This is a genomic window from Kribbella deserti, assembly GCF_042434725.1.
In the GTDB taxonomy this organism is placed as follows: domain Bacteria; phylum Actinomycetota; class Actinomycetes; order Propionibacteriales; family Kribbellaceae; genus Kribbella; species Kribbella deserti.
The window spans coordinates 1-15,709 of sequence record NZ_JBHLTC010000021.1; the positions used below are offsets into that span (position 1 = coordinate 1).

Annotated in this window: 14 protein-coding genes; 10 read left to right on the forward strand and 4 right to left on the reverse strand. The window is 63.5% G+C overall.

Going from position 1 to position 15,709, the window contains the following annotated elements; translation table 11 throughout:
- Nucleotides 1–371, forward strand: a 371-nt coding sequence (locus tag ACFFGN_RS18365; RefSeq protein ID WP_380049111.1) for a hypothetical protein, incomplete at its 5' end; no start/stop codon positions are given.
- 220 nt (nt 372–591) lie between these two features.
- Here ACFFGN_RS18365 and ACFFGN_RS18370 read toward each other — a convergent pair.
- Nucleotides 592–1,059, reverse strand: a complete 468-nt coding sequence (locus ACFFGN_RS18370; protein WP_380049113.1) for a hypothetical protein — start codon at nt 1,057–1,059, stop codon at nt 592–594.
- Nucleotides 1,060–1,301: 242 nt separating this feature from the next.
- Entirely contained in the window at nt 1,302–1,928 is a 627-nt protein-coding gene (locus ACFFGN_RS18375) for an RNA polymerase sigma factor (protein WP_380049169.1), read from the reverse strand.
- Nucleotides 1,929–2,645: 717 nt separating this feature from the next.
- Here ACFFGN_RS18375 and ACFFGN_RS18380 point away from each other — a divergent pair.
- The 7 genes from ACFFGN_RS18380 to ACFFGN_RS18410 all read left to right on the forward strand — a co-directional run bounded on the left by ACFFGN_RS18380 (nt 2,646) and on the right by ACFFGN_RS18410 (nt 12,267).
- Nucleotides 2,646–3,842, forward strand: a complete 1,197-nt coding sequence (locus tag ACFFGN_RS18380) for a LeuA family protein (protein WP_380049115.1) — start codon at nt 2,646–2,648, stop codon at nt 3,840–3,842.
- Nucleotides 3,843–3,894: 52 nt separating this feature from the next.
- Nucleotides 3,895–5,814 (forward strand): aconitase family protein, encoded by a 1,920-nt coding sequence (locus ACFFGN_RS18385; RefSeq protein WP_380049117.1) that lies wholly within the window; start codon nt 3,895–3,897, stop codon nt 5,812–5,814.
- A complete protein-coding gene (locus ACFFGN_RS18390; RefSeq protein ID WP_380049119.1) occupies nt 5,811–6,866 on the forward strand; it encodes an isocitrate/isopropylmalate dehydrogenase family protein in 1,056 nt (351 codons plus the stop codon). Before ACFFGN_RS18385 ends, ACFFGN_RS18390 begins: the two co-directional genes overlap by 4 nt.
- Nucleotides 6,863–8,602 carry a thiamine pyrophosphate-dependent enzyme gene (locus ACFFGN_RS18395; RefSeq protein WP_380049121.1) on the forward strand — a complete coding sequence of 580 codons (1,740 nt, stop codon included), beginning with the start codon at nt 6,863–6,865 and terminating at the stop codon, nt 8,600–8,602. Before ACFFGN_RS18390 ends, ACFFGN_RS18395 begins: the two co-directional genes overlap by 4 nt.
- 20 nt (nt 8,603–8,622) lie before the next feature.
- Nucleotides 8,623–9,693 (forward strand): 3-oxoacyl-ACP synthase III family protein, encoded by a 1,071-nt coding sequence (locus tag ACFFGN_RS18400; protein WP_380049123.1) that lies wholly within the window; start codon nt 8,623–8,625, stop codon nt 9,691–9,693.
- Between the two features lie 290 nt (nt 9,694–9,983).
- Entirely contained in the window at nt 9,984–11,756 is a 1,773-nt protein-coding gene (locus tag ACFFGN_RS18405) for an alpha/beta hydrolase (RefSeq protein ID WP_380049125.1), read from the forward strand.
- Nucleotides 11,757–11,880: 124 nt separating this feature from the next.
- Nucleotides 11,881–12,267: a hypothetical protein gene (locus ACFFGN_RS18410; protein WP_380049127.1), complete on the forward strand. Its 387-nt coding sequence runs from the start codon at nt 11,881–11,883 to the stop codon at nt 12,265–12,267.
- An 83-nt stretch (nt 12,268–12,350) separates the two neighbouring features.
- Here ACFFGN_RS18410 and ACFFGN_RS18415 read toward each other — a convergent pair whose 3' ends face one another.
- Nucleotides 12,351–12,551, reverse strand: a complete 201-nt coding sequence (locus ACFFGN_RS18415) for a hypothetical protein (RefSeq protein ID WP_380049129.1) — start codon at nt 12,549–12,551, stop codon at nt 12,351–12,353.
- Between the two features lie 362 nt (nt 12,552–12,913).
- On the opposite strand from ACFFGN_RS18415, the gene ACFFGN_RS18420 reads away from it, so the two are divergent.
- The gene (locus ACFFGN_RS18420; protein ID WP_380049131.1) at nt 12,914–13,675 is read left to right on the forward strand and encodes a methylenetetrahydrofolate reductase; all 762 of its coding nucleotides are present in this window, start codon (nt 12,914–12,916) and stop codon (nt 13,673–13,675) included.
- An 88-nt stretch (nt 13,676–13,763) separates the two neighbouring features.
- On the opposite strand, the gene ACFFGN_RS18425 is transcribed toward ACFFGN_RS18420, so the two are convergent.
- Complete coding sequence (locus ACFFGN_RS18425) at nt 13,764–13,910, reverse strand: helix-turn-helix domain-containing protein (protein WP_380049133.1); 147 nt, start codon at nt 13,908–13,910, stop codon at nt 13,764–13,766.
- Nucleotides 13,911–14,263: 353 nt separating this feature from the next.
- On the opposite strand from ACFFGN_RS18425, the gene ACFFGN_RS18430 reads away from it, so the two are divergent.
- Nucleotides 14,264–14,560 (forward strand): hypothetical protein, encoded by a 297-nt coding sequence (locus ACFFGN_RS18430; protein ID WP_380049135.1) that lies wholly within the window; start codon nt 14,264–14,266, stop codon nt 14,558–14,560.
- Nucleotides 14,561–15,709 lie beyond the last annotated feature (1,149 nt).

Sequence of the window (15,709 nt, forward strand, 5' to 3'; positions counted from 1 at the left end):
GCGGAGCACTCACCAAACCACTGACAGGAACCATTTCCAACACAGCAGCGAACATCGCACTGAACGGTTCAGACCCGGATCGGTTCCTGACAGTCGCCGCGTCGGGTGCAAACGCATCGGTCGTTGTCTCACCGAACTATGCCGGCTGCATGCATGCCAGAGCGACCGGCGTAGTCTTCGGTGCCATCGCTCAGTCGATCTCGGTCAAGCTCGAAACCAATACCGACTCGGATGAGAAGGTCATCACGGACCAGGCCAAGCCCCAGACCGTGACTGTCGACCTCATCGAGGTTGACTATCTGCGGTTCACGGCCCTCTCGACAGCACCGTTTCAGTTGGGCGCAATGCTCACCCTGCTTTGCCCAAACTGATACGGCGGCAGCAACGCGACGGACCAGGCAGCTATGTGGCGGGTCACACGGTCCCCGATCAACGGTGTTCTACTAGCCTCGATACGTCGCCGGGTGGGCCATCACAGCGTCAGGACGTCGGCGGGGCACCGCTGCAGCTTTGGCATCAGCGGTGCCATCAGCCGGTGGCCCTCGCATAGGTTGGCACGGCATCGCAGGTGAATTCAGCCGATGTTGCCGTCTACCGGCTTGATGAGGCTGTCGGGTTGCTCGATGACTGGGGCGAGCTTGGGCTGGAGCTAGGCGGGACGGTGGGGAGCGTAGCGTCGGTGAGCTCACAGCGGGAAGTGTTGGCCCGGACCACTTCGGTCGTGAACAATGCCGGTTTGTGCTGGCCGGTGACTGTGACAGCGAAGATACTCAGTGCTTGGCCGGTCCCGATATCGCTTTTTCTGATCTGGAACTTCGTGTCGTTTCGTCCTGCGCTGGGCTTCCCGTTGGGACCCGCGTTCCAGGTCCGGCCGTCGCGTGAGCAGGCTTTGCCGGGCGGGATGTAGTCGACGATCGCGGGGATGCCTTCCGCGTGCAGCCGTCGTTCGAGTCCTTGAGGATCGCGGAATTCGTTGATCCGGACGGTGACCGTGTCGCCTGGGCCATCTTCAACGGCCCATGCGGGGGAATTGCTGGTGAGGCTGGTCAGCACGGACACAGCTACAGCACTCGTCGCGGCGATGGCGGCAACGTATGCGAACCTGACCCGCTGTCTTGACCCCACCACTGCCCGTTTCGGCTGGTGTGGTTGGTCAGTGGGTGTGGTGCGGAGTTCTTGCATGAGGAGCTCCCTGACAGTGTCGTGGCGACCCGCGGGAATATCGCGCTCGGCAGGCGGGGGCGCCAGTCGAGCGAGCTGCTCACGAAGGACCGGATCGGGGCCAATGTGGCGACTGCCGTTCATCGTGGTATCTCCTGAGAAGGCCGGACTGCGGTACTTCCGCAATCACCTAGTACCTGTCCGCTCTGGTCAGGGGGTTCCGGCTCAGCCGGTAACTGGTTCGACAGGGCGTTGGAGAGCTTCTTGCGCGCACGGGACAGGCGAGACCGCACCGTGCCGATGGGGATGCCGAGCGCGTCTGCCGCGGTTGCGTAGTCTAGGCCGGCCCATACGCAGAGCGCGAAGACCTCCTGTTCGGGACGCCGCAATCGGCCAAGCGCGCCCCGGATCGCCGCAAGCTGCTGGGCATCATCGAGCCGGCCGGCGACCTCGTCGCTGAAGTCGGCTTGATCGATCGGCGCTGGAAGCCTCGCGACCATGGCTGCGTGCCGACGAGACGTGCGGGTGGTGTTGCGCGCCACATTGGTCGCGATCCCAAGCAGCCACGGCCGCAACGACTCGCCCTCGGGATCAATCTTGGCGCGAAGTCGCCACGCCTCGAGGAACGTCAGTGACATCACGTCCTCGGCGGTCGACCAATTGCCGGTGAGCCGGAACGCATGGTTGTAGACACTACGGCCGAAGTCATCGAACAGCTTGCCGAAAGCCTCGACTTCGCCGGCACGGATCTCGGCGCGGAAATTCATCTTCACACCCAGGTCCCTGTCCGCCCGAACACCGTCGGTTCCGTCTCTCCAGGAGTAGCAGCGCTTCAAGCGCATTCGGGCAGGCGAGCGGGGTAGCGCCTGATGATGCGGTGAGAGCATGGTGATGTGGGATCAGAGTCCCGCGATCCTCCCGAACAGACCTTGAGCTGAGCTGAAAGCGGCGGCCAGTTCACGTTTCACCTCGCCGAAAGACGACGCCTCTGAGCCAGGCAGGTGCGTTCCCAGACCTCCACGCCACACTTCAGCGAGGGTCTAAGCAGTTCATGCTGAACGCCGAGCCTTTCTCTGGGGGCGTCGGAGATCATCACCCTCCACAGCACAGGCCAGGCCCAGCCGTTCGGTCGGATGGCGCGGTCGGCATCCTGGCCCGGATCGAGAATGCTCTGTACCAACTCCCGAGCCAGTGACTGGCAACTCGATCAGGGAGAAATAGGCATCGCGGACGGTGGCGGAAACACCGCGAGTGGCACGTCTTGACGCCGCGAAGCAGTAGCGGTGGTTCAGCCGCGAGCCAGCCGAGAATCAGAGCGGTCACCATCATTAGGGGTGCGGCTTGCTCTAGAGGTTCAAGTGGCTCCTCGGCTCAGCCTCATCAGCCTCATCAGCCACTCAGTTAGCGATGGATCGAGCCTCTGCTTCCCGAGGGTAGGCGACGACCGTCGCGCAGTTCTTGATTCCGATTCGAGGTGTCTTGTGTTGTACGACTGGAACGAACTGAGGACGTCTCGGTCATTGTCGGGGACCTTCTTTGACGAGACGCTCCGGGACGGGATTCAAGCGCCCGGCGTCCAGCTTCCCACCCTCGATCAGAAGCTCGAGATCATCGACCTCATGTATCAGTCTGGCATCCGCTCAGCCGATTTGGGTTTTCCTGGCTCGGGGCCCGCTGCATTGGCCGAGTGTCTCGAGCTCTCGAGTCATGCGGCCGGTTACCCGGCCATCACACAGGCGTTCGCGGGACGGACACATCCCTCGGATGTGCGGGCGATCTGCGAGATCGGTCAGCGCGTGGGCACGCCGGTTGAGGCGTACGTTTTCATCGGTGTCAGTCCGATCAGGCAGTACGTGGAGGATTGGGATACGAACTTCCTCGTCCGAAGCATTCGCGCGGCGGGCGAGGAGTGCCAGCGCGGCGGAGCAGACTTCGTCCTGGTGCTCGAGGACGCGGTTCGATGCTCGCCGGAGGTTCTGGCGGCGCTGTACGACACCGCGCTCGATGTTGGTGTCAGACGCCTGGCCCTGTGCGACACAGTCGGTGCGGCGGTCCCGAGCGGAACCGCCGCCTTGATTCGCTGGACGGCAGAGTACTTCGCGACCCGGGAGCATGTGGTGGCGCTGGACTGGCACGGCCACAACGATCGTGGCCTTGCGCTGGCCAACTCACTCGTCGCTCTAGCAACTGGTTGCGATCGTGTGCATGGAACGGTCCTAGGTGTTGGGGAGCGGGCAGGCAACGCCTCGATCGACCAGTTGATCTTGAACACCTGGTTAGACGATGCCGCGACGGATTACGACCTAATGGCGCTGAGTGCCTACTGCGACTATGTGTCAGCTTCGCTGGCCATCGAGATACCGCCCAACTATCCGGCGATGGGGCGGGATGTCTTCAAGACGAGTGCCGGCGTCCACGCCGCGGCGATTCTCAAGGCACACGAGAAGGAGGATGCCGAGATAAAAGACCTGGTCTACTCGAGCGTCCCGGCCAGATTTCTGGGACGCGAGCAGGAGATTGTGATCGACGCCTCCGCGGGGGTCAGCAACGTCCGCTACTGGCTGGCTACTCGGGGCCTCGAAGCTGATGATGCTGCGGTATTGGAGGTGCTGAGGGTGGCCAAGTCTCGGCGTCAGCCCATGGACGACAACGACGTTAGGCAGTTGCTTGAGAACCTCTGATGAAACGACACCGCAGAAACGCGGCATCCGCCTGCGCGGGAGTGCCCTGATCATGACCGCGGACACCACCTTGATCTCCGCGCAGCTTGCTGGGAATGCCGGCGCGACCGTGCACGAGCTTGTCCGAATGCCGCTGCTGGACAATATCTCCACGGACGAGATCATCCCGGGGCGGTGCTGCTACGTCTACGACGATCGTCTGGGGGACTACGTCTACCTGGGCTTGCGTGGCAAGGCGGTCGGGGAGGGAGCCATCCGCACGTTCGCGCCGCAGATCATCGTCAGCGGCGAAGCGAAGGGCTGTGGATCGTCGCGCGAGCACGCGGTGTACGCGGAGAAGTACGCCGGTGTCGAGGTCGTCTTCGCCAGATCCTTCGAACGCATCTACGAGGCGAACTGCCGGAACGTCGGCATCCTCACATCTGACGACTTCGATTTGCTGGATGCTCTACTCGCTGGTGAGGAGGTCCCGCTCGCCGCCTTCCTCAGGGGACGTAACAGCGTCGAACGCGCTGTCATCAGCAGCGGGGGTCTCTTCAGGTTCAATCGGTCCGCTACCGAAGAATCTGCGGTTGCCGTTGCCTTCGGGGAAGCACGGCCGCTGAACACCGTGGAGAAGATGATCCAGGCTCGCCTCTCGGCCCGGAACAGGTGTCCTGAAGGGGCGACCGTCCACGTCGGTGAGTCGTACTTCGTGGACGTTGACGTGCGATTCTCCCATGAGTACGTGACGCCGATGGCTGCCGAGATGTTCCTTCGCGAGTTCGGCCCGGATGCAGCCCTAGCGGATGCGAGTTCCGCGTACTTCTTCCAGGATCATCTGTCTTTGGCCCCCTCGGTGTTGGCAGGCCGTACTGGCGGGACGGCGCTGATCAGCCGGGTCGAGTTGCTTAACACCCGGCAGCACTCCTTCGCGGCGGCGACCGGCGGGCACTTCATCGGTCCGGCAGCATCGGGCGGCAGCCGGGCGATCTGCCACAACTACATCGTGGAGAACGTCGCGTGGCCAGGCGACATCATCATCGGAACCGACAGCCACACTTGTACCAGCGGGGCGGTTGGTGCCTTGGCGTTCGGTGTTGGTGCCACCGATATCGCCAACGCCTGGTACAACCGCGAGGTCCTCCTCAAGGTGCCGCCGGTGATCAGACTTGACCTCCAGGGCCGGCTCCGGCCCGGCGTGTGCGCCAAGGACCTGATGCTGACGCTGCTGGCGCACCCTGCCATGCAGGGAAAGCAAACCCTGGGTAAGGTCCTGCTCTTCTCCGGTCCGTCCAGCGCTTCGATAGGTATGGACGAGCGAGCGACGCTGTGCAACATGGCGGTGGAGGCCGGCGCAACGACCGCCTTGTTCGAGCGGGACGAGGTCACCGATAGCCACCTCGCTGGACGTGACAAGCGTCCTGATCACCGTGACCAATGGAAGGGAGACGTGGGCGCGACCTACGACGCCGTCCTGACGATCTCACTGGACTCCGTGGAGCCGATGGTGGCTCTGCCCGGAGATCCGAGAAACGCCATTCCCCTCTCGACCGTCAAGGAGGTCGTACAGGTCGACACCGTCTACGGGGGGTCGTGCACCGGCGGCAAGGCCGCGGACATGGATATGTACGCGAGCGTCTTCTCAACGGCCCAGGAGAGCGGATTCGGCGTGGCCGAAGGCGTGCGCGCCTATATCCAGATGGGAAGCGAAGCGGTGATGCGCTACGCCGAGGAGCAGGGATACATCAAGCTCTTCGAGCAGGCCGGCGTGGTGGTGCTGCCGCCGTCTTGCGGCGCCTGTATCAATGCCGGGCCCGGGGTGTCGACCCGCGAGGGTGAAGTCACGGTGAGCGCCCAGAACCGGAACTTCCCTGGCCGATCAGGGCCGGGCAACGTCTATCTCGCCTCGCCGTACGTCGTCGCGGCGACCGCGGTGGCCGGTCGCCTCAGCTCCGTCGAAGCGATGCTCGGGAGCGAGGGCCTGCCATGAAGCTCGCGGTGATCCCAGGTGATGGCATCGGGAGCGAAGTCATCGATTCGGCCCTCCGCGTACTGAGAAGGACGAGCCGCGTGATCGATTCCGGGATCAGCTGGGATGTCTTCGACTGGGGGGCCGAGAGGTGGCTTACCGACGGTGTCGGCTTACCCGATGGCGCGCCTCATCTACTGAGAGCCAACTATGACGCTGTCTTGCTGGGAGCCTTGGGTGACCCACGGATTCCGGACATGGCCCACGGTCGAGAGATTCTGCTGGGGTTGCGGCAGGGGCTGGACCTTTGCGTGAATTATCGACCTGTCGTGCTGCCTGGCGGCACTGTCCACCTGTACCGAGAGAACACACAGGGCTTGTACGCCGGGGTGGGCGGAGCCATTCGGCGAGGCGGGATCGCCGAGGTGGCGATCGATGAATGTGTCTATACGCGGGAGACCGTCGAGCGGTTCCTGCGGTATAGCCTCAGTGATCTGCAGCGAAGAGGCAGCCGACGCGTCACGTTGGTTCACAAATCCAACGCCGTGCCGAACACGGGCAGCCTCTGGCAGGATGTGTTCCGCCGAGAGCTTCGCGAGTTTCCTGATTTGGCCGGCAACGAGCAGTATGTCGATGCCTTCTGTTACCACCTGGTGCGGAATCCTACTCAATTCGATGGTGTAGTGACCTCGAACTTGTTTGGTGATGTGGTCAGCGACATCGGAGCTGCCCTGATGGGCGGTCTGGGGCTCGCGGCCAGCGCGAGCATCAGCCCGGACACCGGATTCGCGCTGTTCGAGCCAGTGCACGGCAGCGCCCCTGACATAGCGGGCCTGGGGATCGCGAACCCGTACGCAGTGCTGATGTGTGTGGTCCTTCTCTTGCGCCACTGTGGCTTCGATATACCGGCCGATGCCTTGGAGCAAAGCTTGTCCGACGCCGTTCGGACCGAGGTGACAACTCCAGACCTGGGCGGCATCGGTACCACCGATCAGTTCACCGGCGAAGTCTTGCGCCAACTGGACCTGAAGTTGCCTGCGATCGATCGCGACCGAAAGCGAATGGATAGATGACTCAGACCGGAGCAGAATGTCTGGCCGCCGGACTCAAATTGCTCGGCGTGCGGTATGCGTTCGGCGTGTCGGGAGGTGCGATCTCCTTCTTCTGGTCTGCCTTGGCGACGGCGGGCATCGACGTAACACACTTTCGACATGAGAGCGGGGCTGCCTTCGCGGCCTGCGAAGCCAGCATTGCGACCGAGATGCCGGTGGTCGTGTTTGTCACGAGCGGGCCGGGACTCACCAACGCACTGACGGGAGCCTACGCAGCGCGGCATGAGGCCGGTCGAGTGATCCTGGTGAGTGCGCATACGGACGCGGCTATGCACGGACGTCAGCCCATCCAGGAGACCGGGCCGCGAACGTTCCCACAGAGTGGGATCTTCACCGAAGGGCCGTGGTTCGACTACGCGGCGGTCGTGTCGGCTGCGGATCAGCTTCCCGAAGTCTTGTCCGGTCTGAATGACGCGGCCAGAAAACCTACTGGATTGGTAGCGCACATAAGCCTGTCTTTGTCTTCTCAACGACAGGTTTTGCCGCCGCAAGCTAGCGCCTTTCGGCTGGACTCACCTCACGCAGCTGCCTCAGCTCAGCAAAACGGCGTCTTTACACGAGCCTCGTCAATCAGCCATGCCGAGGAGGTCTACGAACGGCTTCGGGATAGTTCCTGGCTGATCTGGGTTGGAGGCGGCGCCCGTGGAAGCACCGATGCGATCCGGAGACTCGCCTCCACGGCGGGCGTCCCGACGATGGCGACGCCACGCGGCAAGGGAGTCATCGCAGAATCGGATGAAACCTATATCGGCGTCACCGGATTCGCAGGCCATCTGTCAGCTGTCGCTTACCTCGAGAGCAACCGCCCGGATTACATTCTCGTGCTGGGCTCAGGCCTGGGTGACTTCGCCTCCGGCTACAACCGCTCGTATGAGCCGGGGGTAGCGTTCATCCACGTCGACCTAGATAGTGACAAGCATCGACGTGCGTACCCTGCCGTGGAAACGGTGCCTGTCGTGGCAGACATCGGTCCATTCTGTGAGGAGCTGGCGGATCTCCTTGACGGTGCGCCAGAGGGGTCGCTCGCCGGTGCAGGCGTTTCGCCGTTCGACCGTCGGCCGATCACGGCGACAGACGAGTTGATCGACCCTCGAACCTTGATGGATGCCGTCCAAGCCGTTCTTGTCGATCATGGGATTCCTGTCATGGCTGAGACCGGTAATGGTCTGGCCTGGGCTATCAACCGGTTGCGGATTGATCGTGCGGCCGGATGGCGAGCCCCCGCAGGAATGGTCGGTGCGATGGGACACTTCACCGCCGGAGTGGTCGGAGTGGCGATCGCCACCTCCCAGAAAGTGGCAGCACTGGTCGGCGACGGCTCGATGCTGATGACCAGTGAGGTGAGCACCGCCGTACACCGCCGGGCACCCGCCATCTGGATCGTGCTCAACGATTCCCGATACAACATGTGTGAGCAGGGCGCCGCGGTGTTGGGCCTGGAACAAGTCGATTGCTCGATTCCTCGAACCGACTTCGCCGGCCTAGCGCGTGCGCTGGGGGCGAGTGGCCTCGCAGTGAGTGACGTAGCCGAACTAGTGCCGGCCCTCGAATGGGCCATCAGGGCCGACGGACCGGCCGTTGTGGACGTGCGAATCGACCCACGGGTGCCTGCTCCGACGGCCGGCCGTAATGCCGGTCTCCTGAAAGCATCGGAGACCGCACCGCAGCGGGTTCGGATGGACACCGGCTCGCGATAGAAGATCAAGGGGAAGATGGCATGGGCGCAGTCGGAGTTCTCGGCATGGGGTATTTTCTTCCTCCCGAGATCCGTACGAATGACTGGTGGCCACAGGCAACGGTGGATCGATGGCAGGATCGTTCGGCACACCGCGGTACGAATCCGGAAGCACCGACGTCGTTGTCGGCGGGCGCCCGCAGGACCCTTGAGGCCTTCGAGGCGTATGCCGACGATCCCTTTCGCGGAGCGCGCGAGAGACGGATCATGCCTTCAGATATGTCGGCGGTAGACATGGAGACCGCCGCCGCTCGGGAGGCCATTATGCGAGCAGATGTCACCCTCGACTCGATCGATGCCGTCTTGGTGCAGACGCCTGTGCCTGACCAATTGATGGTCAATCAGGCCGCGGTGACGCATGGCGTGCTGGGATTGCGTCGGGATTGTGTGGCGCTGTCAACCCAAGCGGCGTCCAATGGGTTCGCGATGCACGCGACGCTGGCCCGCTCAATGATCCTGAGTGGTGCCGCACGGCATGTGCTCTCCATCCACTCATCGGCGATCACTCGTCTGCTCGATGCGGAGCAGCCCGACTCGGCCTGGTGGGGCGATGGTGCGGCCGCAGCGGTCTTCGGGCCTGTATCCGCGGGCCGCGGATTGCTCGCGGCCACTCACGACGTGGACAGTGCGAACAGTGACGCGCTAGTCCTCGGTGTCCCCGGAAAACCGTGGTGGGAAGACGGCGCGATCACGACATATCCCGCAAATCGTGCGCACACAGGTGCGATGCTGCTCAGTCTCGTGGACCGAGCACGTGATGCGATCCACCGGGCGCTGGCAGAAGCCGGCCTCCTGCCATCGGACGTCGACTTCTATGCCTCGCATCAAGGCACCGCCTGGCTCGCTGAAGTGACTCGGCGGCATTCCGGGCTGGAGCTGGCCCGAACGGTCACCACGTTCTCCTCGGCGGGAAACATGAGCAGCGCCTGTGTGCCGTACGTCCTTGCCTTAGGTGAGCGCGAGGAATCGATCCCAGAAGGGGCCGTTGTCGCCACGTTCGGTGGTGGGCTCGGTGAGACCTGGTCGAGCCTTGTCTTCCGATGGGGGCGTTAGGGCCTTGTGAGGCCGGAATTCGCACTACTACCAAGGTCATCCCTGGAATGAGGACCGAGGGCGCTGACGTGTACTGCTCCCTGCTCGGTGTGTCGGTTTCAGTTCGACGTCAGGCTCCCGCAATTGTCCCGGGTGGGATGGCCCAGGCAGAAATCGGTTACGTATAAGGAGATAAGACATTGATTCGTCGGTCACGAGCCGCGATCATCGGGGCGCTCGCCTTTGCCTTCATCGTCCCAACCGGGGCAGCGACGGCTGCACCCACGAGTCCGCACGATCGCTCAGCGGTCATGACGGTGGATGCGGATCCGGCGCCGCCGGGCATCTTGCAGCGGTACCTCGATCAGCCGATCACCTGGTCTGTCTGTGCCTTTGATGGGGACGTCAAGCAAACCTACCCACAGGCCCCGACAACGATGTGCGCGACGGTGAAGGTGCCGATGGACTGGCACAACCCGGATGCGCACTCCGACATCAGGCTGTCGATCGCCCACAGCCAGGCTCTCGGCGCCTCGAAGGGGCTGCTGACCGCGAATCCGGGCGGGCCTGGCAGCGCCGGCGTGTTCATGCCTGCCTATCTCGCGTCGTACAAGCCACAGATGTTCCACGACTTCGATCTCGTAGGCTTCGATCCGCGCGGTTTTGGGGGTAGCGAGCGGCTCAGGTGCCTCACGACGGCGGAGAAACTCAACAACCTGCCAGTCACCGCCGACTACAAGCGACGCGACCAGCAGACCCATCTGGCTGAGGTCGCTGAGGCGGAGCTATTGGCCGAGGCATGCGCGGCGACGGAGTTCGGCCAGTTCGTGTCCAGCCAGCAGACTGTGTACGACATGGAGTTCCTGCGAGCGCTCGTCGCCAAACCGAAGCTCAGCTTCATCGGAGTCAGCTATGGGACCTGGCTCGGTGGCTGGTACGCCGACACGTATCCCACCAAGGTCGGCCGTTTCATTCTCGACTCGAACATGGACTGGACCCATACCCACTGGGAGAACATGTCGATGGACCCGATGTCCGGGCAGCGTCGCCGGGACAGCCAGTTGCTGCCGTGGCTCGCTCGTCATGCGGATGACATCGAGGGCTTGGGCGCCACGCCGGCCGAGGTGTCGGCGAAGTACGAAACGATCCGGGCTCGGCTAGTGCAGATGGTTGATGCAGGCACCAGTTCGGTCCGTGGCGACAGCCTGGACATGATGATCTACGGCGATACCTACGGCAACGTCCGCTTTGTGCGTGCCGCCATCGACATTCTGGTTCATGACGAGTACGTCAAGGGGCCGGGCACCACCGGCAAGGTCGCACTGATCCACGTCGACAACGCCTGGTCGCGCATCGGCCGGACGCTGCAGCGCTATGACAGCCTGTCGGCGATCCGTGCCCGCTATGGCGTCGTACCGGTGAACGCCGAAACCGCAGCGGCCAGTCAGCTGACTACTCGGAACACCCTTCTCACCAAGGCTCGGGAACAGGCTGCGAAGGCGGTCGCTCCAAGCCAGCAGATCAATCTCGGCTCCTTCGGAATGACCGTGCGATGCAATGACTCGCGGTGGTCGAAGAACGTGCAGTACTACCTCGATGAGGCAGATCGCATGACGTCGGCATATCCGTTCGCCGGCTATCTCAACGGTGTTCCCATGTGCGCATTCTGGAACCACGAACCGCAGGATCGCGTCGCCGATCTGCAGAATGCCCCGCAGGTGCTCATGCTGCAAAGTGAGCTGGACCCCGCTACGGCCTACGAAGGCGGGCTCCGGACGCACCGCGCGATCAGCCCGCACAGCAGATTCGTCGCCGTAGACGACGAGGGACATCATTCGCTGTACTTCGGCGTACCGGCTTCCTGCATTCAGGATGTAGGTGACAGCTTCCTGTTCAACGGTGAACTGCCGAACGCGGACGTGGTCTGCGGCACGGTGCCGCTGCCCGGCGATGCGGTCGTCTACCCGGTCGCTGGACCAGTAGACCAGAGCGTTGCGACCACTTCGAGCTCTCAGAATGTGTTCGGCAGTTCGCCACTGCTGCAGCAGGTGATGGACGCCAACGCCAACCACTTGGTTCGCTGACCGCCTCCGGTGCCGGCGATCGCCGCTGCCGCCTTCAGCCGGAATTCAGGACCGTCTGTCACGTTGTCCGGGCCGCCGACATGAATTTGGTCTCCGGCGCCCACACAGACAGAAAGTAGGGAAAATGCATTGGACCAGGGCCTTCGGCATCGTCACCGCGGCGACGATCTGCCTAGGGGCGGTAGCTGCCTGTTCCGAGACCGGGAACAGTGACAACAAGACCGGCAAGGACTACTGCACCCTGGTCAAGGAGTTCGATGCCGCGGACTCTGCCGACGGTGATATGCCTGGCCTCATCGCCAGGATCAAGACCGTGCGGGAAGGAGCGCCGACCGCTCAGCAGAAGGAGTGGGACAAGCTGAGCGGATACATGCAAAAGCTCTACGATGCGCGGGACGACCAGGCGAAGGCCGCTGAGATCGTCGCGGACACCGGAGCGGTTCGCAAGGCGAGCGAGGCGATCGCGAAGCACGCGAAGGACGCTTGCGGTATCGAAATCAAGACTAAATAAGTTCACGGTCGTCAGCAGAACGGGCGCGGATGTCGGCTGTTGCCGTACCGCCGACTTTGGACACGCTGAAGGCGATTGCAGGATCATTCATCGGCGGTGGGTTCTCCGAACACTTCGGAGAACCCACCGCTTTCATCAGTTGCTCGCGTCGCAAACGCTGTTTCGGCGGGCATCCGCTTGCCCAGCAGAATGGTGGCCGCGCCCGCGAACAGACTGCTGATGATGAAGATGAGGGTGAACGCGCTGTGCTGTTTCCTTTGTTCACCATGAAGGCCGGCGGGCACACCTTCGGTTATGGCCAGCGCTGTGACACATCGCCGCAGAGGCTTGCTTCCGCGCGGCCGTCGAGATTCTCCAACGCTGCTACGGTCGGCGGCTGTCAATGTTCGAAGTCGCCTGCACGGATGACCGCACTCGCCTGCAACGGGTGGCTCAGCTCGGCTCATTCGGCATGGTTCTCGCTGCCGCGCCGCTCCGACGATCCAATAGATCGAGCAGCCCGACCTGGCCCTCAACGCGATCCGCGCCGTTGTGAACCCGACGCTGGACGGCCGTCTCCGAGCCTCGGCACGTACGCTCACGACCGGGAATATCGACAGGTGGCCACTGCCGCCTGTCCTTCTGCACGCCATCTAGGCTCCCGTCCATGACCGACGGATTCGAACTGGTGTGTGAGGTAGAGCCGCCGACGCGGCCGGAACTGAAGAAGGTCCGGCACCAGATCGGGGTGATGAGCCCGATCGCGGACGCGTTCCTGATCCCGGACAACCACATCGGGCGAGCGACTGTCTCGAGCGTCGCCGTCGCCAACGAGGTTCAGGCGATGGGTGCCCGGGGCATCGCCTGCCTGAACTCACGGGATCGCAACCTGCTCGGCTTCCGGCGGGACCTGCTGACGGCGGCGGCGTACGGCGTGGAGCAGTTCCTCTTCGTGCACGGCGACGACCCGACCGCGGGCGCCCGGACGAGCCAGTTGACTGTGCGCACGATGATCGAGGAGACCCGCGCGACCATTTTCCCCGGGATCGAGCCGTTCCAGGTCGGCGCGACTACGCGGCTGCGCGCAGTGCCGGCGTGGAAGTCTGAGGCCGACTTCCTCTTCGTCCAGGTCAGCTACGACCTCGACGCGCTACTTCGCTGGCGGGACAGTGTCGCGCTCGAAATCCCGGTGTACGCCGGGGTGATGGTGCTCGCGAGTGCCAAGATGGCTGCTGACCTGGCGAAACTACCGCAGTTGACGATCCCCGACGCGCTGGTCGAGGCGGTGGAGCGGGATCGTGACGCCGGTGTCGAGGCGGCATGCGAGCAGGTCCTGAAGATCCGCGACAGCGGTGCCTTCCAGGGAGTCCACCTGATCCCGGTGAGTCGCTACCGGCAGGTCGCCGCGCGCCTCGAAGGCGCGCTCTAAGGCAGATCGCGACCGGAGTCGTCCGCTGATGCAAAGTGGCCAGTTCCACCGACTGCTGCCGGAACCGTCGATGCCAAAGAGGCCGGGCTCAGTTGATCTCGGTGGTGACGGCGTCGGCTTGACTGAGGACGCGGTGTACGAAGGCCAGACTCATTTTGGTGTCGGCGGCGATAGCCCGCAGGCTTTCCCCTCGGCCCCGGCGCGCGAGGATCGCCCGACGCTTGTTGTCGTCCACGACGGTTGGCCGGCCGCCGACGCGGCCACGGGTCCGGGCCGCATCGAGACCGTTCCTGGTTTTACGGGACCTCCTTGATCCCGAGCCTCCGTCGGCACGGGCACCGGCAGGAGCCGGCAGGCCCCAAATGGGCTGCCGACGGCTAACAGGCCACCACCCAAAGACAGCTCGGGAGCTCATATGCCCACGCCTTACGAACTTGCACGGATGGTCAAAACAGGACAAGGCGCCAGCGCCACTCACGTCTTCATCGCGCGAGACAACCTCGCCCACGACCGCTTCTACCCGATCCCAGTCCGTCCCGGTACCAACCCCCTCGACGTCGTACGCAACGACCTTGTCCGGCTGGTCAAGTGCTTCGCGTTGCAGGACCCGAACCTGCCGATCGAAGCCAGCTCGCCGAGCGGCGCCCCTGGCACCTCGGCCGCGACAGCCAGCGCGACGATCCCCGTCCATACCAGGCACTCACCCCAGAGCAGTGGGTGGAAACCGTCACCATCGACGATCTCACCTTCGCCCATAACGAACTGCGTTGGGCTCGGCCGTGGAAGTCCTCCCAATCCAGCACCGCGGCCGATCACATCCGCCGTGACAGGGCCTCATCGCGGTTCGCGAGTTGGCACTCGCTGCCTACGAACAAGGAACGCTGACTCGGCAGACGATCCGTACCATCACGGGCCTTCGCTTCGAGGATGTAGCACCAGCATGCCCAACACGATTCTCGAACTGGCCGCAACGCTGTACGTACTGGTTCAGCTGTTTCTGCGGTTACCCGGCACTTTGCTGTGGTTCGCACGATGAAGGCGCCTCCACGGGCGCAGGATCACCACCGTGAGACCCTGCACATGCTGCTGGAATCTGAGCGGCGAGGACGTCGCATGTAGTCCCGAGACCGGCGTGGCGGGATCTTCGGATCCCGCCACCGGGCAACGCCGGTCCAGCTCGACATTGACCAGTCGTTCTAGGTTCCTCGGCGGCAGACCAGCTACGACTGTTGAGCGCTGAGGGTCTCGCTCGCCAATGCACGTCGGTGCCGATACGTCTCTTCCAAATCGGTAGCGACAAGCTTCGCCTCGTCGACGTCGCAGGCTGGGATCAGAAGAGCCTCGGGCATCCCGTCTAGCCCCCGCTGCACAACGCAGCCAGGACCGGGTCACTCTCCAAACTGCTACGCGCTGCGGCCGCTGATACCCAGGCCGCGATCGCCTGGCGCGCATCAACAACAGGCGCAACCCACTGATGATGGGCCGCCGGCCAGTGCTTCGCACTCCGCAGCGCCTCCCACTTCGATTCGGCCAGAGGCCTGGCCCTCGATGCCCACAACCGGCATTCATGGTCCTCCCGCACGACAGGCAGTACCGACCGGTGATACCGCGAACACCGCCACTGCCTGATCCCGCTGAAAAGGAGGACATCAATCGTGTCGACCGGTGGGTTCGGCGACTGGTAGTCCGTCGTGAACCCCGTTATGCGTCGTGAACCCCTTTATGCCAGCACGATCGGCTGCCTTGGTGACCATGCCGATCAGCAGCTCCCACGCCTCTACCTCGGTCTCGGCGGTAATTCAGCATTGAACGGTTCGAGCTACGGTGGCTCTTGAGCCTCCGGACGTTCACCATTCGGGTCGATCCCGACCGAGTCCAGATCGGTGTAGACCGTCTGCCGGGTCGCTCGTGCGGCTTCGGCGAGCGTGCTCACGTTCGTTTCGAGGCTCCTCCACGCGGCTGCCACCAGGTCCGCCCGCCGCCCAGGTGAGACCAGCGTCGGAGTCCTTCAGGGGCCGTCTCAATCGCATCCAT